Below are 18,004 nucleotides of genomic sequence, written 5' to 3'. Positions count from 1 at the left end.
CCCATATGACCATGCGCAATGTCCGCGGCTAGGCCTTCACAGGGCTGAAGGCCGGCTCAGGCCTCGGGCACGAACTGGCCGTGGCCGTCCTGGCGCAACCCCTCGCGCAGCGCCTGCGCGTTGTTCTCCATGGCCTGCGGATCCGGGTTGTCGGCCGCCCGGGACAAATCGAAGTCGGCCAGCGAATTGGTCGGCCAGACATGCACATGCAGGTGCGGTACCTCGAAGCCGGCGATCATCAGCCCGGCGCGCTGCGCGGAGAACACGCGCTTCTGGGTGCGCCCGATCTTGGTGGCGACCAGCGTCAGGTGCGCCATCAGCTCGTCGGGGGCGTCGGTGAACTCGTCGATTTCCTCGCGCGGAACCACCAGGGTGTGCCCGTCGGACAGCGGCCCGATGGACAGGAACGCCACGCACTGCTCGTCCTTCCAGACGAAGCGGCCGGGAATTTCCCCGTTGATGATCTTGGTGAACAGCGTGCTCATTGCTGCCTTTCTGCGTTGATTGCTGAACTCTAGTGGCGGTGCTGCTCGTCGCTCGTGGCGATCGGCGCATCCGGGTAGGAGCAGTATTCGGACCAGCTGCCGGGGAACAGCGCCAGCTCGATCCCGGCGGTGGCCGCGGCCAGCACCTGGTGCGAAGCGGTGATCCCGGAACCGCAGTAGGCGGCCGAACCCGGCCGGTCTGCGCCCAGCTTCGCGAAGCTGGCCTGCAGCGCTTCGGGCGCGTGGAACCGCATCTGCGCGTCCAGGTTGTCGGTGGTGGGGCGATTGCGCGCGCCGGGGATATGCCCGGCCACCGGGTCCACCGGTTCCTCGATGCCCAGATAGCGTGCGGTGGCCCGCGAATCAATCAGCGTCCCGGCCACCTGTCCCAGCTCCTCGTACTCCACCACCGGCATCCGGCCCCAGGACAGCGACACGCTGCCCGGGTCGGCCTGCTCGTAGCCCAGCGCCAGCTGCCCGCCGGCGTCGGTCCAGGCACCCAGTCCCCCATCGAGCACCTGCACGCGCTCGAACCCGGCATGGCGCAAGAGCCACCAGGCGCGGGCGGCGGCCAGCGCGCCGGCGTCGTCGTACACCACGACCTCGCTGCCGCCATCGATCCCCCAGCGGCGCGCGGCCGCTTCGAAATCCGCCGGCAGCGGCAGCGGATGGCGGCCGGTGTGCTCGCCCGGGGTCCCGGAGAGCTCCTTTTCGAGGTCGACGAACACGGCACCGGGAATATGCCCGGCGGCGTAGTTCTGCGCGCCGTCATCGCGCCCGAGCACCCAGCGCACGTCAAGCAGCACCGGGTTCTGGCCTGCGTCCAGGATTTCGCGCAGCTGCGCGGCGCTGATCAAGGGGTTCATTGGCTGTGTCCTCCCAGCAGCTCGTCGAGTTCGTGTTCGATTCCGGGTTCCGGGCGCAGATAGCTGCATCCCGCGCGCTGCGCAATCGCGCCGAGCTGGCGGTCGAACAGGCCCAGCCCGTTGCCGTTGAGCAGCCCATCGTGGATCGGGATCCAGCACGCCGCATCCACCGCCACGGCGAAATCGGCCGCCTCGGCCATCTTGCCCCACGGGGCCATCACCGGCAGCAGCAGCACATCGGGCTTGGCCCCGATGGGAACCTGGTAGCTGTCGCCCGGGTGGAAGATTTCCCGCTGGCCGACCGCGCGGTCCCCCAGCAGGTAGCCCACGTTGGCCACCAGCGGGATCGAATGGTGGATCCTGGCGTGGGTGCCGCCGAAGGTGCGGATGCGGATGCCGCCGACGATGAAGTCGGCCCCGGCCCGCACCGCCACCACCTGGGATTGGCTGGCCGGCGGCAGTTGGCCGCGCAGCGACTGCGCCAGCGCTTCGGGTGCATAGAGCTCCAGGACGGGGTTCGCTTCCAGCGCGGCGGCAATGGCCGGCTGGTCTGCATGATCGGCATGCTCGTGGGTGATCAGCACGGCGTTGATGCCGTTGAATGCGTCGCCGAGCTGCGAGAACCCGCCCGGATCCAGCAGGACCTTGCCGTCGATCGTGCCCACTTCCACGCAGGAATGGCCCCTAAGTTTGATGCGCATATCCTTAGCGTAGGCTCAGCGCCCCGCCCATGCCAGAGCCAGACACGCATTGCGCCGCAAAGTTGGCTAAAATTGAGGGAAACCGCAGGTGATTGGCCCAGTTTGCTGGCTGGTCGCCGGTCCGCAACAACGTCAAGGAATGGTGCACGTCGATGTCCCAGCCAGAAACCCGGGTCACCAAGCAGCGCCTGGCCGTCACCGAGGCGCTGAGCGAGGTCGATGATTTCGCCACCGCACAGCAGCTGCACCGCTGGCTGCAGGATTCCGAGAAGAAGGTTTCGCTGGCCACCGTGTACCGCCTGCTGCAGTCCATGGCCGACGACGGCCTGGTCGACGTGCTGCGCAGCGGAGATGGCGAAGCCCGTTTCCGCCAGTGCGTCACCGAAGTCCACCACCATCACCTGGTCTGCCGCTCCTGCTCCAAGACCGTCGAGGTGCTCGCCCCGGCCGTCGAGCGCTGGGCCGCCCGCGTCGCGGCGGAGCACGACTTCTCCGATCCCGAGCACACCGTGGAGATCTACGGCCTCTGCGCCGACTGCCGAGCCAAGGCCGAGACCGGCAGCAGCTCCGCCAAGTAGCCGTTTCAAGACCCGGGATCGGTTATCCCCACCAGAAAATATTCGAAGACATTTTCGAATAACGCGCGTATACTTATAGTATGTCCGAAGCAAAGGCGCACGGAAACGGCCTCGCACTCACCGCGGATCAGCCGGATTTGGAATCCCACCTGATCCAGCTGCAGAACGATCTGTCATGGCTCCAAGACCATGGCAGCAAAGCCGAATGCGCCCAAGCCATCGAATCCATCGAGGGCGTCATCGCTTCCCTGCGCTATGGCCAAGCTGGCCTGGCTCATCAGCTGGAGAAGGAAGTGCTGCGCGAGAATGAGGAGCGTGGCACCAATATCGATGACCAGGTCCGCGGCGCAGCCAGCCGGGTCGCCATCGCCCGCAAGCGGCCCCAAAACGGTTCCAGGAACTACTTGGTCAACTGCCGCATCCTCTTCGAAGACACGCCAAATATTGCCGCCGCGTTTTCCCGCGGTGAATTCACCGAAGCGCAGATCCAGGCAATGCTCACTCCGCTGCAGGATGTCCGGCCGCTGCGCCGCACTGAATTCGATGGGATTTTCAGGCAGAATCCAGACATGTTCGAATCCATGGGGCCTAAGCGCATCAAGGAGACGGTCACCGACTTCACTGTCAAATACACCTCGGATCGCGAAGACAAGAAGCTCAAGGACTCCAACGCCCAGCGTTATGTCCGGTTCCGCAAGGACCGCGAAGAAGGATGCGTTTTCCTGCAAGCTCGCCTGCCCATTGTGGGCGGCACCGGTTTGCAGAAGACCCTGCGGGACCAATCGTTCAGGATCAAGTGCAAGGGCGACCCGCGCACGCGCACGCAGATCGAGGCCGACCTGCTGGCCCGCTACATGTTCTTCGATGAAAACAACGAACAGACGATCAACGTCCAGCTGGGGCTGATCATGACCGACAAGGCATTGTTCATGGGCGATCGGGAACCGGCCTATTTGGAAGGCTACGGCTTCATCCCTGCCCAGACAGCCCGTGAACTAATTGGCGGCCACCAAATCCCCAATGAGCTGACCTTCGAGGAAATGGAAGCCAAGCTCACCCCGGAAAATATTGAGCGGATCGAGGTAATGACCGAGATTACCCGCCTGTACACAGCACCTGGGGATCAGGAACTGATCACGATGGATTCCAAAGCCCGGATCTTCCCGCAAAAGCTCAAGAAGTTCATCAGGATCCGCGACCGGCACTGCCGAACCCCGTTCTGCGATGGGCTGGTCGAGGAAACAGACCATGTCACCCAATTTGCCCGTGGCGGAGCGACCAGTGTTTCGAACTCATCGGGCCGTTGCGCCATCTGCAATAAGGCAAAGCAAGCCACCGGCTGGTACGAATACACCGCATTCAATGATCATCATTCGATGCTGATCTGCCCGGGCTCGGCAATGTCCTATCGCTCTACCGCGCCACCGGCAACTGGGTACGTTCATAAGCCATTCCCGCAATTGATGTGCGATTCACAGTGGTTCACGCAATTCAAGGAACGGCTCGACCATCCCGATGGGCCATATTGCACGCAATCATAGATAGCAGCGCGTGCTCCGTTGCACTATTCATCGCACGAAGGCCATCCCCGGGCCTGACAACCCTCTAGCATGCTTGCCGCGGCCGGAGAGCAGCATCAGCAATTCAAGACGAGTGCCGGCGATCTGCGGGCCAATGCCCCAACGAAAAGTTTCGTCCTGGCTGCATAACTGCACCTTGCGTGCCAGTTCCTTGGCACCGCCAACGCCTTGAGGGGTGGCGGCCTGGTACTTGATCGCCAATTCCAGCGACATTTCGGGATAGTCCCGTTTCAAGCCCACGGCACGGCGGATATCCTCGCCGTGCGCGATTTCTTCGACCAATCGGCTGGCTACCGGCCCCGGCGGAGCATCGCGCAAACCAGCTACCTTCACAAGCTTCTGCAATGTGCCATCGGGAGTTGCGGATTTCTCTGCCGCCACTCCCTGATCGTTCTGGCGGTCAAAGTTGAATCCAGCCTTGGCCATCGCGATCAGCAGCCGGAAAATCGTTGCCCGCGCGTTATTGACTAAATGGGCGGCCACGTCATGGATGCTCCACCCGCTGCAGAGCGAAGGAGCCTCCCACTGATCCGCCGTCAATGTTCCCAGATCATCGATCAGGGCAAGGCGCTCGGCGTGGACCAATGGCCAGATTTCACTGGCAGGGATTTTGCTCATGTTCCACCTTGGGAGCATGGAGTCCAGTTAGTCAAGCAAGCCCATGCCAGCCGACGCGCTCCAGGGACAGAAGCGCTATACCTGGTGCCGGCGCGGGGAACGCACCGCTTCGATTCCACGGCAGATCACATAGATAAGGAATGAAATCGTCGTGACATACGGGCTGATCGGCAAGGAACCTGCCAATGCCAGCAGGATGCCGCCTACGACAGCCAGTTCTGCGAACACGATGGAGAGCACGACGGTAGCAACCGGGTTGGACGTCACGCGCATGGCGGCGGCGGCCGGCGTGATCAGCAACGCAAGCACCAGCAAGGCGCCAACCACTTGGATCGTCACCGCCACGGCCAACGCCAGAATCATCATGAAGACAATGGACAGGCCCGAGGTGCGCACGCCGCGGGCGTTGGCAACCACCGGATCCACCGAAGCGAAGGTCAAGGGGCGCCAGACAAGCAGCAGCGCGATGACCACTACTGCCGAAAGGAGCAGCATTCCGTTCAGTTGCACATCATCCACGGCCACGATCTGGCCGGTCAGCAAGCCGAACTTGTTCGCGCTTCGCCCCTCATACAGCGACAGGAAAAGGATGCCCAAGCCAAGTCCGAAAGGCATGAGCACTCCGGTGATGGAGTTACGATCCCGGGCCCGGGTTCCGAGGATGCCGAGGATCAGGGCCGCGATCATGGAACCGAAGACTGAACCGGTCACCACATCAGCGCCGATGAGCAAGGCGAACGCCGCACCCGCGAAGGACAGCTCGGCGATGCCGTGCACGGCGAAAGCCATGTCGCGCATCATGATGAAAATCCCGATCAGGCCGCCGACGATGCCCAGGGCAGCGCCGGCGATCAAGGAATTGGTCACCAGCGGAAGCAGCAGCCCATAGTCCTGGAAATTGAATGCCTTCTCCAGAAGATCCGAAAAGTTCATATCCTGCTCCTACTTTCCGGTCTCGAGTTCGATGTCTTCAATGTGGTCATGCCCGTCGGCGGGCAAGGCCCGGGTTCCGTCACCGGAGACCACCACGATGCGTCCGTTGACCCGAAGCACCGCGACCGGAGCGCCGTAAAGTTCGGTGAGCACGGAGGACTGCATGACTTCATCCACGCTGCCCAGGTGGAAGCGCCCTTCGGCCAGGTACAGGACACGGTCGACGTACGGCAGGATCGGGTTGATCTCGTGCGTCACGAAGACCACGGCGCTGCCGCGCTCCACAGCCTGGCGGTGAATCACTTCACTGATCGCCTGCTGGTGGTTCAGGTCAAGCGACAGCAACGGCTCATCGCACAGCAGGACCCGAGGGTCGCTGGCCAATGCCTGGGCGGCGCGCAAGCGCTGCTGCTCGCCTCCGGAGAGGTCGGACACCGCGCGGTTGGCGTAGCCGCTGGCGCCAACGAGCTCCAGCAGTTCGTCGACTTTGTTGCGCACAGCCCGGCGGGCCATGCGGATCCCGGGCTTGGCGCCATCCACCCCCAGCGCCACCAGATCGCGGGCGCGCAACGGAACGTTGTCCCCAAAGGGTCGTTGCTGCGGAATCAACCCGACGGCAGCTGATCCCCTGCGCACCGGCTCACCGGCGATCGAGACGCGGCCGTGATTCAGCGCGGTGGTGCCGAGCATCGTGTTGATGAAGCTGGTCTTGCCCGATCCGTTGGGCCCCAGAACTGCAAGGAACTCCCCGGCCGCGATGGACAGGTCGAGTTGTTCCCAGAGCACGCGCGAGCCGAAGGCAAGGCGCGCGTCTTCGAATTTGACGATGGGGGTCTGAGTCATTGACTGCTTTCTGGATTGCGCTGGCTGCGGGTGGGCCGGCGACGAAAAACTGCGGCACCGCAATGGGTGCCGCAGTCAATCCTACCAGTTGCGAGTCATTCGCAATATGCGCTTAGGCGTGAGCTTCCGCTATTTTGCCTGCTTTTCGCTGCGAGGCGGGATAACGCGCTTTCGGGTGGTATCGGTGATCTCGCCAACCAGCACCTCGATGATGTCCTCCAGGAAGACGACGCCGAGGGTTGCGCCGGACTCGTCGACGACTGCAGAAAGGTGGTTTCCTTCCTGCCGCATCGCTTCGAGTGCCGCCTCGATTTCGGTGTCCTGCTCCAACCGGCCCAGCGGATGCAATGGCAAGTCGAGCAGCGGCTGCGTGGAGTGCGCATCATCGATGAGCATCACGTCCTTGACATGCCAGTAGCCCACCGGGACGTCGTTCTTGGTGATCACCATGCGCGAGAATCCGGTCTTGCCGACCTTCTTCTCGAACTCGCGTGCGGTGGTCTGCCCGTATTCCAAGGTGAACAGGTCATCCAGCGGAACCATGCAGCTGCGTGCGGTCACCGAGGAGAATTCCAGCGCCTTGGTCAACCGGGCGGCGTCGTCCTCATCCAGCGCGCCTTCCTCGGAGGAAGTATTGATGATCGAGCGAACTTCGGCGGCAGTGTAGGAACTGGCCACCTCGTCCTTCGGCTCGATGCCGAAGGCATGCAGCACGAGGTTAGCCAGGCCGTTGAGCGACGCGGTGATCGGCTTGAGCAGCTTGGACAGGCCAACCAGCGGCATGGCCAGCAGCAGCACGGCCTTGTCGGCGATGGACACTGAAATGTTCTTCGGCACCATTTCGCCGAAGGTCACGTGCAGGAAGGTCACCAGGATCAAGGCGATCAGGAAGGCAACGGAGTCCGCGGCGGATTCGGCCATGCCGATCTTCATCAGCGGCTCGGCGAGCAGGTGGTGGATTGCCGGCTCGGAGATATTCAGGATCAGCAGCGAGCAGACGGTAATGCCCAGCTGGCATACCGCGAGCATGATCGACACGTGCTCCATGGCGTACAGCGCGACCTTCGCCCGCTTGTTGCCTTCGTCGGCCAGCGGTTCGATCTGCGAACGACGTGCGCTCATCACCGCGAATTCACCGGCGACGAAGAACGCGTTGCCGGCCAGCAGCACAACCAGCCAGATCAGGCCCATGAAGTCATTCATTGCCTTCCTCCTTCGCTGGGGTTGCTGGTTCGAAGCGGACCTGCGAGATGCGTCGGCCGTCGAGTTCGGTCACCGTGAAGGTGCCATGCTCGGTGACGACCTGGTCGTTGAGCTCGGCCAAGCGGCCCAGTTCGGCGAGCATGAAGCCGCCGATCGTCTCGTACGCCGACTCCTCCGGGATCACGTCGCCATCGAAGTTCTCGTTGATTTGGTCCGGACGGTACATGCCTGGGAACAGCCAGTTGCCATCGGGCTGGGTGACTGCTTCTTCCTCGTCCTCGTCGTGCTCATCGGACACTTCGCCGACGATTTCCTCGACCAGGTCTTCAAGGGTGACCAGCCCGGCGGTTCCGCCGTACTCGTCCATCACGATTGCAACCTGGTATTCGGCGGCGCGCAGCTGCTCGAGCAGCACGTCCAAGTGGATTGTTTCCGGCACGTACAGCGCATCGCGGGCGAACTCGCCCACCTGCAGCGCGGCGCGGCGTTCACGGGGCACCGAGACAATCGCCTTGACATGGCAGATGCCCTGGATTTCATCGGTGGATCCGGTGGTGACCGGGAAACGCGAGAAGCCGGTGTCGGCGCTGACTTCGATCAGCTCGGACAGGGCCGCCTCGGAATCGATGGTGGACATCGAGGTGCGCGGGGTCATCACGTCGGCAGCGGTGCGCTCGGAGAATTCAATGGTGGATTCCACAAAGCGCGCGGTCTGCACATCCAGGGTGCCCAGCTGGGCCGAACGGCGAACCAGCGAAGCGAGCTCCTGCGAGGAACGGGCCGCGGAGATTTCCTCCTTGGCTTCCAGCCCGAAGAACTTGCGCAGGACCATGTTGGAAAAGCCGTTGAGCACGATGATCGCCGGCTTGAAGATGGCGGTGAAGACCAGCTGCGGGCGGGCCAGCAGCTTGCCGACCGCCATGGCCTTGGCGATCGCCATGTTCTTCGGGACCAGCTCGCCGATCAGCATCGACAGCAAGGTGGCAACGACCATCGAGACGACAACCGCGATGGCCAGCGAGCTTGCGGCGGGAATGCCCAATTTTTCCATCAACGGCTCAAGCAGCGCGCTCATCGCAGGTTCAAGCACATAGCCGGTCAGCAAAGTGGTCAGCGTGATGCCCAGCTGGCAGCTGGAGAGCTGGGTGGAGAGAGAGGTCAAGCACTGCAGCAGCGGCTTGGAGCCGCGCTCGCCATTGTTGACTGCGTTCTGGACGGTGCTTTTATCCAGTGCGACCAAGGAGAATTCCACGGCCACGAAGAAGCCGGTGCCGAGAATCAGCAGCAGGCCGAAGAGTATTGAGAGCCATTCCATAGGTGCTTACCGCCGCCTATGCGCTGGCGTGCAAAGTTCAGTTTCAGTGCCGATCTGGCGGCAACTAGAAGGCTCCAAACGGGAGGCGGAACTTCCTGAACATGGACTGTTGTGGCCGGCACTGCGCCCGTGGGCGGCACACCGGCTTGGAGAGTGAGATTCCATAGTGCGCATCAGTCTATCGAACGAAGTGCCGTTGCGCACGACTTCGACACATGCTCGTTCAGCGGTGCCGCGGATACGCTGAACGGCATGTTATACGCGACACTTTCGTGAGATTAGATACGTGCCGTGGCCAAGTGGGAGAAAAAGTCACTAGACTGGTGCGCAGGTCTAGAAATCTTGTGGGCCGCAGTGGTCGTATCACGTCCTCGAAAGACCACCGGCTCAAGCTAGAACAACGTAGAAATCAGGGAAGAGGCGTTGCACGTGCCAGAGCAAGCACACCACCGGCTGACTGAAGAGTTTGGTGGAAACGAGTGGCTAGTAGACGAGCTGTTCGAACAGTATCTCGTCGACAAGAACTCGGTAGATAAGAAATGGTGGGATATTTTCGAATCTCTCGCCGCCGAAAAGAAGGAACCCGCAGCACCGGCAGCGCAGCCGGCACCAGCAGCGGCAACCGCGGCAGCACCAGCTGCCAACGGGCAGGGCGCACCACGCGCCGCCGCCCAGGCCCGTGCCACCGAACCAGCGCCGGCTGCCACGGCAGCACCAGCTCCGGCCGCTGAAGCCAAGAAGGCTGAGCCAGCTCCGAAGACTGCCCCGATCCCGGCACAGGCCCCGAAGGCCACGCCGTCCACCGAACTTTACGGCGAGGAGAAGCGCACCCCGCTGCGCGGGCCAATGAAGGCCATCGCAACCAACATGGATGCCTCGCTCACCGTTCCTACCGCAACCACCGTGCGTGCCGTGCCGGCCAAGGTGATGATCGACAACCGCATTGTCATCAACAACCATCTCAAGCGCGCCCGCGGCGGCAAGATCTCCTTCACCCATCTGATCGGCTTCGCCGTGATCCGTGCGCTGAAGCAGATCCCGTCGATGAACGTCACCTACGACGTGATCGACAAGAAGCCGACCGCGATCCAGCCGGCCCACGTGAACTTCGGCATCGCCATCGACATGCCGAAGCCGGATGGCACCCGCATGCTGGCCGTGCCGAACATCAAGGCCGCCGAGACCCTGAGCTTCAACGAATTCTGGGCCACCTACGAAGATTTGATCAAGCGCGCCCGCGGCAACAAGCTGACCGCTGACGACTACGCAGGCACCACCGTCTCGCTGACCAACCCCGGCGGCATCGGCACCGTGCACTCGGTGCCCCGCCTGTCCAAGGGCCAGGCCGCGATCATCGGCGTCGGCGCACTGGAATACCCGGCCGAATACCGCGGCTCCTCGGAGAAGACCGTGGCTGCCTTGGGCATCGGCAAGCACATCACCCTGACCTCCACCTACGACCACCGCGTCATCCAGGGTGCAGGTTCGGGCGAGTTCCTGAAGCTGGTCGAGTCGCTGCTGCTGGGCGAGCAGGGCTTCTACGACGAGATCTTCGAGCAGCTGCGCATCCCTTACGAGCCGGTCCGCTGGGCCGTCGACAACCAGGTCGACATCGACCTGCAGGTCAACAAGGTCGCCCGCATCCAGCACCTGATCAACTCCTACCGCGTGCGCGGCCACCTGATGGCCGACACCAACCCGCTGGAATACGTCCAGCGCAAGCACCCGGACCTGGACATCAAGTCCTACGGCCTGACCCTGTGGGACCTGGACCGCGAATGGCTGGCCGGCGGCCTGGGCGGCAAGGACCGCGCGCTGCTGCGCGACATCCTCGGCGTGCTGCGCGATGCCTACTGCCGCACCATCGGCACCGAGTACATGCACCTGCAGAACCCGGAAGAGCGCGAATGGTTCCAGGCGAAGCTGGAATCCGGCTACGCCAAGCCAAGCCGCGAAGAGCAGCTGCGCATCCTGAGCAAGCTGAACTCCGCCGAGGCCTTCGAGACCTTCCTGCAGACCAAGTTCGTCGGCCAGAAGCGCTTCTCGCTGGAAGGCGGCGAATCGCTGATTCCGCTGCTGGATGCGATCATCTCCGACGCAGCCGACGAGCAGCTCAACGAGGTTGCGATCGGCATGGCCCATCGCGGCCGCCTGAACGTGCTGACCAACATCGCCGGCAAGACCTACGCACAGGTCTTCCGCGAATTCGAAGGCACCGCCACCCCGGGCTCGGTCCAGGGCTCAGGCGATGTGAAGTACCACCTGGGCACCGAGGGCTCGTACACCTCGGACGCCGGCAACCAGACCAAGATCTACCTGGCTGCCAACCCATCGCACCTGGAAGCCGTCGATCCGGTGCTCGAGGGCATCACCCGCGCCAAGCTGGACCGGCTGGAGCAGAAGAACACCGTGCTGCCGATCCTGGTCCACGGCGACGCCGCCTTCGCAGGCCAGGGCGTGGTTTCCGAGGTGCTGGCAATGAGCCAGCTGCCGGGCTACAAGACCGGCGGCACCGTGCACGTGATCGTGAACAACCAGATCGGCTTCACCACCGCGCCGAGCTCCTCGCGCTCCTCGGTCTACGCCACCGACGTGGCCCGCACCGTGCAGGCCCCGATCTTCCACGTCAACGGGGATGACCCGGAGGCAGTGGTGCACGTGGGCCAGCTGGCCTTCGAGTACCGCCAGAAGTTCGGCAAGGACGTCGTCATCGACCTGGTGTGCTACCGCCGCCGCGGCCACAACGAGGGCGACGACCCGTCGATGACCCAGCCGATCATGTACAACCTGATCGAAGCCAAGCGCTCAACCCGCAAGCTGTACACCGAAGCCCTGGTCGGCCGCGGCGACATCACGCAGGAAGAAGCCGAGAACGTGCTGGCCGAGTACAAGGAGAACCTGGAGCGCATCTTCGCCGAGACGCATGCCGCCCAGACCTCCCCGATCCCGATCATCACCCCGGGCTCGACCATCAACGACCTGGAGAAGCCATTCGCGCAGGCCGCCGACGAGAACACCGTCGACGGCGCCCGCGGCTCGGCCATCTCCGAGCAGACCCTGGCCAAGATCGGTGCCGCCCACCTGGACATCCCAGAAGGCTTCACCATGCACACCAAGCTGAAGTCGCTGCTGGAACGCCGCGAGAAGATGTCCCGCGAAGGCGGCATCGACTGGGGCTTCGCCGAGCTGGCAGCCCTGGGCAGCCTGACCATGGAAGGCGTGCCGGTCCGACTGGCAGGCCAGGACTCGCGCCGCGGCACCTTCGTGCAGCGCCACGCAGTCTTCCACGACCGCGAGAACGACAACGAGTGGTACCCGCTGAAGGGCCTGTCCGAGGACCAGGCTCCGCTGTGGATCTACGACTCGCTGCTCTCCGAATACGCCGCCCTCGGCTTCGAATACGGCTACTCGGTAGAGCGCCCGGATGCGCTGGTCATGTGGGAAGCGCAGTTCGGCGACTTCGTCAACGGCGCGCAGACCGTGATCGACGAGTTCATCTCCTCCGCCGAGCAGAAGTGGTCGCAGTCCTCCTCGCTGGTCATGCTGCTGCCGCACGGCTACGAAGGCCAGGGCCCGGACCACTCCTCGGCCCGCATCGAGCGCTTCCTGCAGCTGTGCGCGGAGAACAACATGGTCGTGGCCCAGCCGTCCACCGGTGCCAACCACTTCCACCTGCTGCGCCGCCAGGCCTACGCCCGTCCACGCAAGCCGCTGATCGTCTTCACCCCGAAGCAGCTGCTTCGCCTGAAGGCAGCCGCCAGCGCCGTGGAGGACTTCACCACCGGCGGCTTCCGCGAGGTCATCGGCGATGCGTCGATCACCGATGCGAACGCCGTGGACAAGGTGCTGCTGTGCTCGGGCCGCGTGTACTACGACCTGCTGGCAGCCCGCACCAAGGCGAACGACACCAAGACCGCACTGGTGCGCGTCGAGCAGCTCTACCCGGCTCCGGCCGAGCAGATCGCCGCCGAGCTGGCCAAGTACCCGAACGCCGAGGTTTCGTGGGTCCAGGACGAGCCTGCGAACCAGGGCCCATGGCCGTTCTTCGGCCTCTACGTGGTGCCGCAGCTCGATCGCAAGATCAAGCTCGTTTCGCGCCCGGCATCGGCTGCCACCTCGGCCGGTACCGCCAAGCGCCACGAAGCAGAAAACGCAGTGCTGATCCAGCAGGCTTTCGCCCGCTAACCAGCATCGGCTGAACGCTGCTGGCCAGCTGTGCCGGCGAACCGACCGGGGGTTGACCTCGGAGGTTCGCCGGCACAGCGCTTTAACCCCGGCACCGGATTCTCGCAGGGAATTGTGGGGTTCAACCACTGGCTGCCTCCCCCGATGCCGGCGATCCGACTGCTAAGGTGGGGATCGATTCATCTTTTTGAGCCAACGAAAGGTCGCCCAGTTGGAGTTACGCACAATCCGCATTACCGCAATCGGAGATGAGCTGCTGGCCGGGCATGGCGACCCGCGAGGCCTGGGCTGGTTCGGCCGGGTCATGGCCCGCACCCAGGATCCGGCGCTGCGCCTGCAGTCCTTCGTCCTGGCCGCACCGGCCGAGGGATCCGAGTCGCTGGCCGAGCGCTGGCTGGGCGAAGCCTCCCGCCGCTTCAGCGACCAGTACGAGAACCGCCTGGTCATCGCACTGTCCGACCGCGACGTCGACCTGGACGTCACCACCGCGCGCAGCCGGCTGAACCTGGCCAACATCCTGGATTCGGCCTCGCAGATGAACATCAAGGCGCTGCTGGTCGGCCCGGCCCCCTGCTTGGACGATGCGCGCAACCAGCGCGTGGCGGAGCTGAACCGGGTGTACTCGGATGTGGCGCTGCGCCGCAATCACCACTACGTCGATACCTTCACCCCGCTGCGTGCCCATGCCCAGTGGCGTGCGGACCTGAACGCCTCCGGCGGCGTGCCCGGCCAGGCCGGGTACGGCCTGATGGCCTGGCTGGTGCTGCACCGCGGCTGGTATTCCTGGCTGGACTTGCCCGAGCCGGGCGATAGCTGAGCCGGTCCGGTCCGTTAGGAAAATGGGCCGGAAGTGTGAAAGACTATGAGCCGGCCCGAATTTTCGGGAAGTACTATTGATCCCTCTAAGGAGTCACCATGTCGAAGCGCGCTCGTAAGCGTCGCGATCGCAAGCGTGGCGGTGCCAACCACGGCAAGCGCCCAAACAGCTAAGCGAAGCGAACATAAAAGAACCCCGTACCCTTCGAGATCTTCTCGAAAGATGCGGGGTTTCTCTTTGCCTTGCTAGCGGTGCCGGGCTAGTGCCCCGACTCCACGCGTATCTGTGAAATCCGCGCAATGATGCTGGCCTTCAGGGTCTGCGGGGCATGCTCCTGGCAGCTGCGGCGCACCACCGAGCGGATGATGCACTCCAGATCGTACTGCTCGGTGCATTCCGGGCAGCCTTCCAGATGAGACTTGACTTCCTTGAGGTCATCGAGCGTCAGCGCGCCGTCAAGGTACTCGTAGATGCGGACGATGCGGTCATCGGCGCAATCACCCAATGAATTGCAATCCATCCTATTTCGCTCCTCGTTCGGCCTTGGCGGCGCTCTTGCTCTGGGTGCCGGTGGCGATCCCGCGATCCGCGGCGTAATCCGCCAGCAATTCCCTCAAATTCTTTCGTCCACGATGCAACCTGGACATCACGGTGCCGATCGGCACGCCCAGGATCTCGCTGGCTTCCTTGTAGCTGAAGCCCTCGACATCCACGAAGTACACGGCCATGCGGAAATCCTCGCCGATCGACTGCAGCGCGGCCTTCACATCCGAATCCGGAAGGTGGTCCAGCGCTTCGGCCTCGGCCGAACGCAAGCCGGTCGGCGAATGCTCCATGGCCTGGGCCATCTGCCAATCCTCGACCGTGTCGGTGGAGGTGCGCAGCGGTTCGCGCTGGCGCTTGCGGTACAGGTTGATGTACGTGTTGGTCAGGATCCGGTACAGCCACGCCTTGAGGTTGGTGCCAGGCTTGTACTGGTGGAACGCGGAATAGGCCTTGGTGTAGGCCTCCTGCACCAGATCTTCGGCATCCGACGGGTTGCGCGCCATGCGCAGGGCAGCCGAATAGAGCTGGTCCACGTACTGCATCGCGTCACGCTCGAAGCGTTCGCGGCGCTGCTGTTCGGACTCAGAGGCCGCATCGGGCAAATTCTCGTCCACGCTCTCATTATTCATCACTGCCGAGTCTACGCGTTCAACCGGCTTTATGCGCGCGCCAGCACGGGCCCGGGCCGGGCGCGGGGCCTCGGCCAGCGCGCAGGCGGTGCCGCCGGCACTTGAAGTGTCCTGTCGTATCGTCACACTAGGCATAACCAACCGGGCGCAAACCTTATTCCCGCACCGATCTCGGCTAGGATTAAGCAGTGGGCGCACAGTGCTTCAAGCGCTGCCAGCGCCCCCGAAGTGAAGCATCGAGCCGAAGGATCTACCAATCAGCACCGCAAGCGCCCCCGGCAACCGACCCAACCAGCTGCACGAGGCAGAAGAGAACTGGTGGGCGGCGCCCTTCGCCGCCACCGGCCTGGATGCCACCGTGCAGGTGCCCGCGTCGAAGTCGCTGACCAACCGGTATCTGATCCTTGCGGCCCTGGCCTCCTCCCCCTCCACCATCCACAACACGCTGATCAGCCGCGACACCGAGCTGATGCTGCGCGCCCTGGCCGAGTTCGGGGCAGGAATCGAGCGCATCGGGCAGGCCGATGGCTCCACCACCGTGGTCATCACCCCGGGCCAGCTGGCCGCCGGCCCGCTGTCCATCGACTGCGGCCTGGCCGGCACGGTGATGCGCTTCGTGCCCCCGCTGGCCGCCGTCGCCGGCGCCACGGTGGCCTTCGACGGCGACGAGGCGGCACGCGTGCGCCCGATGGCCCCGGTGCTCGACGCGCTGGCGGACCTCGGCGCCCGCATCGACTATGCCGGCGCCGCCGGCATGCTGCCCTTCACCATCGATGCCAGCGCCATGAAGCAGGACGCCGAAGTGGTCATCGACGCCTCGGGCAGCTCGCAGTTCATCTCGGCGCTGCTGCTGGTCGGCCAGGCCCTGCCCGGCGGGCTGGCGCTGCGCGCCGCGCCGGGGCCGATCGCCTCCCCCGACCACATCGCGATGACGGTGCAGACCCTGCGCGAGCTCGGCGTGGACGTGCAGGTCGATGCCGATGCGCGCGGCTGGCGCATCGCACCGGGGCAGCTGAAGGGCTTCACCGTCACCGTCGAGCCCGACCTGTCCAATGCCGGCCCGTTCCTGGCCGCCGCGCTGGCCACCGCCGGCACCGTGCGCGTGCCCTTCTGGCCCGCGAAGACCACCCAGGTGGGCGGCAAGTGGGTTGAGATCCTGACCGCGATGGGCGCGCAGGCAAGCTTGGGCGATGACGGCGTGCTTTGCGTGCGCGGCACCGGAACAATCCGCGGGATCGACTACGCCGACGCCTCCGAGCTGGCCCCGACCCTGGCCGCCCTGTGCGTGCTGGCCGATGCGCCGAGCACGCTGAGCGGCATCGGGCACCTGCGCGGGCATGAAACCGATCGGCTGGCCGCGCTGGAAGCCGAATTGTCGAAGGTCGGCGCGCGCGTCACCGCGACCGCCGACGCGCTGCGCATCGTCCCGGGCCCGCTGCGGGCCGCGGATATCGAGTCCTACGAGGATCACCGCATGGCCACCGCCGGCGCCCTGCTGGGCCTGGCCATCGACGGGGTGCGCGTGCAGAACATCGCCACCACCGCGAAGACCATGCCCGACTTCCCGCAGTTGTGGAGCGCCATGGCCGCTACCGCAAAGGGCCAGGGCTGATGCGCTACTCCGACTACGACGAGTCCTCGGTGCGCGTGCGCCCGAACAAGAAGGGCAGCCGTCCGCGCACCAAGGACCGACCGGCCCACGAGCAGGCCGTGATCGGCCGCATCATCACCGTGGACCGCGGCCGCTACACCGCGATCCTCGACGAGGACACCGCCACCGAGCGCATCGTCATCGCCGCCCGCGCCCGCGAGCTGCGCCGCCAGGCGATCGTGCCCGGGGATCTGGTGGGGCTGGTCGGCGACACCTCCGGCAAGCCCGACACCCTGGCCCGGCTGGTGCGCATCGAACAGCGCAGCACCCTGCTGCGCCGCAGCGCCGATGACACCGACGCCACCGAGCGCGTGGTCGTGGCCAATGTGGACAAGCTGGTCATCGTCGTCGCCGCCGCGAACCCCGAGCCGCGCACCGGCTTCGTGGACCGCGCGCTGGTCGCCGCCTACGACGCCGGCATCCAGCCGGTGCTCTGCGTGACCAAGGCCGATGTGAAGGACCCGGCCGAGTTCCTCACCCACTACGAGGGGCTGGACTTCCCCGTGGTCATCTCCCGCACCACCGCGGCCGAGGCCTCGGGCATCGACGCCCGCAGCGCCGACGGCTCCAGCGCCCGGCTGGATGCCGGTGCCCTGGCCGAACTGGAGCAGCTGCTCTCCGGCTGCGTCTCGGTGGTGCTCGGCCACTCCGGGGTGGGCAAGTCCACCCTGGTCAACGCCCTGACCGGGTCGACCCGCGCCACCGGGCACGTCAACGCGGTCACCGGCCGCGGACGGCACACTTCCTCGAACGCGCTGGCCCTGCGCCTGGGCGGCACCCCCGGCTCCTGGCTGATCGACACCCCGGGCATCCGCTCCTTCGGGCTGGGGCTGGTGGATCCGGACAATATCCTGGCCGCCTTCGAGGACCTGGCCGAGATCGCCACCGGCTGCCCGCGCGGCTGCACCCATGCGGCCGGCGAGGCCGGCTGCGCGCTGGAAGCCTGGGCCGCCGAGTCCGAAGGCAGCCAGGCGGCCAACCGCCTTGCCTCCTACCGCCGGCTGGTCACCACCGAGGAAACCACGCACGAAAAGGAGCTCGGCGCGCAGTAGCC

At 64.7% G+C, this 18,004-nt stretch carries 17 protein-coding genes; 7 read left to right on the top strand and 10 right to left on the bottom strand.

Going from position 1 to position 18,004, the window contains the following annotated elements; translation table 11 throughout:
• Positions 1-56: 56 nt before the first annotated feature.
• Genes ACR9WD_RS06210 through ACR9WD_RS06200 form a run of 3 tightly spaced genes read right to left on the bottom strand, consistent with a single transcriptional unit; the run spans position 57 to position 2,052 of the window.
• Entirely contained in the window at positions 57-485 is a 429-nt protein-coding gene (locus ACR9WD_RS06210; protein WP_066137601.1) for an HIT family protein, read from the bottom strand.
• A 29-nt stretch (positions 486-514) separates the two neighbouring features.
• Entirely contained in the window at positions 515-1,351 is an 837-nt protein-coding gene (locus ACR9WD_RS06205) for a sulfurtransferase (RefSeq protein WP_434922963.1), read from the bottom strand.
• Complete coding sequence (locus ACR9WD_RS06200) at positions 1,348-2,052, bottom strand: MBL fold metallo-hydrolase (RefSeq protein ID WP_434922962.1); 705 nt, start codon at positions 2,050-2,052, stop codon at positions 1,348-1,350. The genes ACR9WD_RS06205 and ACR9WD_RS06200 overlap by 4 nt, the downstream gene beginning before the upstream one ends.
• A gap of 152 nt (positions 2,053-2,204) precedes the next feature.
• Here ACR9WD_RS06200 and ACR9WD_RS06195 point away from each other — a divergent pair, with 152 nt between their 5' ends.
• Together ACR9WD_RS06195 and ACR9WD_RS06190 are read left to right on the top strand one after the other, a co-directional pair.
• Positions 2,205-2,630: a Fur family transcriptional regulator gene (locus tag ACR9WD_RS06195; RefSeq protein WP_434922961.1), complete on the top strand. Its 426-nt coding sequence runs from the start codon at positions 2,205-2,207 to the stop codon at positions 2,628-2,630.
• 80 nt (positions 2,631-2,710) lie between these two features.
• Positions 2,711-4,171: an HNH endonuclease gene (locus tag ACR9WD_RS06190; protein WP_434922960.1), complete on the top strand. Its 1,461-nt coding sequence runs from the start codon at positions 2,711-2,713 to the stop codon at positions 4,169-4,171.
• A gap of 27 nt (positions 4,172-4,198) precedes the next feature.
• On the opposite strand, the gene ACR9WD_RS06185 is transcribed toward ACR9WD_RS06190, so the two are convergent.
• From ACR9WD_RS06185 to ACR9WD_RS06165, 5 genes are all read right to left on the bottom strand, one after another.
• Positions 4,199-4,828 (bottom strand): maleylpyruvate isomerase family mycothiol-dependent enzyme, encoded by a 630-nt coding sequence (locus ACR9WD_RS06185; protein WP_434922959.1) that lies wholly within the window; start codon positions 4,826-4,828, stop codon positions 4,199-4,201.
• A gap of 75 nt (positions 4,829-4,903) precedes the next feature.
• Positions 4,904-5,761: a metal ABC transporter permease gene (locus tag ACR9WD_RS06180; RefSeq protein ID WP_128470625.1), complete on the bottom strand. Its 858-nt coding sequence runs from the start codon at positions 5,759-5,761 to the stop codon at positions 4,904-4,906.
• Positions 5,762-5,770: 9 nt separating this feature from the next.
• Positions 5,771-6,604, bottom strand: coding sequence for a metal ABC transporter ATP-binding protein (locus ACR9WD_RS06175; RefSeq protein ID WP_073707659.1), 834 nt, complete (start codon positions 6,602-6,604; stop codon positions 5,771-5,773).
• Positions 6,605-6,733: 129 nt separating this feature from the next.
• Positions 6,734-7,807 (bottom strand): hemolysin family protein, encoded by a 1,074-nt coding sequence (locus ACR9WD_RS06170; protein ID WP_434922958.1) that lies wholly within the window; start codon positions 7,805-7,807, stop codon positions 6,734-6,736.
• On the bottom strand, positions 7,800-9,122 hold the full coding sequence (locus ACR9WD_RS06165; protein ID WP_038990424.1) for a hemolysin family protein: 1,323 nt from the start codon (positions 9,120-9,122) through the stop codon (positions 7,800-7,802). The genes ACR9WD_RS06170 and ACR9WD_RS06165 overlap by 8 nt, the downstream gene beginning before the upstream one ends.
• Before the next feature lie 429 nt (positions 9,123-9,551).
• On the opposite strand from ACR9WD_RS06165, the gene ACR9WD_RS06160 reads away from it, so the two are divergent.
• The 3 genes from ACR9WD_RS06160 (at position 9,552) to ACR9WD_RS06150 (ending at position 14,297) form a co-directional block, all read left to right on the top strand.
• Positions 9,552-13,307 carry a multifunctional oxoglutarate decarboxylase/oxoglutarate dehydrogenase thiamine pyrophosphate-binding subunit/dihydrolipoyllysine-residue succinyltransferase subunit gene (locus ACR9WD_RS06160; protein WP_434922957.1) on the top strand — a complete coding sequence of 1,252 codons (3,756 nt, stop codon included), beginning with the start codon at positions 9,552-9,554 and terminating at the stop codon, positions 13,305-13,307.
• A gap of 211 nt (positions 13,308-13,518) precedes the next feature.
• Positions 13,519-14,124: a GDSL-type esterase/lipase family protein gene (locus ACR9WD_RS06155; protein WP_434922956.1), complete on the top strand. Its 606-nt coding sequence runs from the start codon at positions 13,519-13,521 to the stop codon at positions 14,122-14,124.
• Positions 14,125-14,222: 98 nt separating this feature from the next.
• Complete coding sequence (locus tag ACR9WD_RS06150; RefSeq protein WP_369299107.1) at positions 14,223-14,297, top strand: 50S ribosomal protein bL37; 75 nt, start codon at positions 14,223-14,225, stop codon at positions 14,295-14,297.
• 86 nt (positions 14,298-14,383) lie between these two features.
• Here ACR9WD_RS06150 and rsrA read toward each other — a convergent pair whose 3' ends face one another.
• Complete coding sequence (rsrA, locus tag ACR9WD_RS06145) at positions 14,384-14,644, bottom strand: mycothiol system anti-sigma-R factor (RefSeq protein ID WP_038990421.1); 261 nt, start codon at positions 14,642-14,644, stop codon at positions 14,384-14,386.
• Position 14,645: 1 nt separating this feature from the next.
• On the bottom strand, positions 14,646-15,299 hold the full coding sequence (locus tag ACR9WD_RS06140; RefSeq protein ID WP_168202065.1) for a sigma-70 family RNA polymerase sigma factor: 654 nt from the start codon (positions 15,297-15,299) through the stop codon (positions 14,646-14,648).
• A 295-nt stretch (positions 15,300-15,594) separates the two neighbouring features.
• On the opposite strand from ACR9WD_RS06140, the gene aroA reads away from it, so the two are divergent.
• Positions 15,595-16,911 carry a 3-phosphoshikimate 1-carboxyvinyltransferase gene (aroA, locus tag ACR9WD_RS06135; protein WP_434923192.1) on the top strand — a complete coding sequence of 439 codons (1,317 nt, stop codon included), beginning with the start codon at positions 15,595-15,597 and terminating at the stop codon, positions 16,909-16,911.
• Complete coding sequence (gene rsgA, locus ACR9WD_RS06130; RefSeq protein ID WP_369826792.1) at positions 16,911-18,002, top strand: ribosome small subunit-dependent GTPase A; 1,092 nt, start codon at positions 16,911-16,913, stop codon at positions 18,000-18,002. Before aroA ends, rsgA begins: the two co-directional genes overlap by 1 nt.
• The last annotated feature ends 2 nt before the right edge of the window (positions 18,003-18,004 follow it).

Source organism: Glutamicibacter sp. PAEs-4, from assembly GCF_051161755.1.
Taxonomy (GTDB): Bacteria; Actinomycetota; Actinomycetes; order Actinomycetales; family Micrococcaceae; genus Glutamicibacter; species Glutamicibacter nicotianae.
The sequence above is the reverse complement of the archived record's forward strand: the minus strand, read 5'-3'. Positions and strand labels throughout refer to the sequence as shown.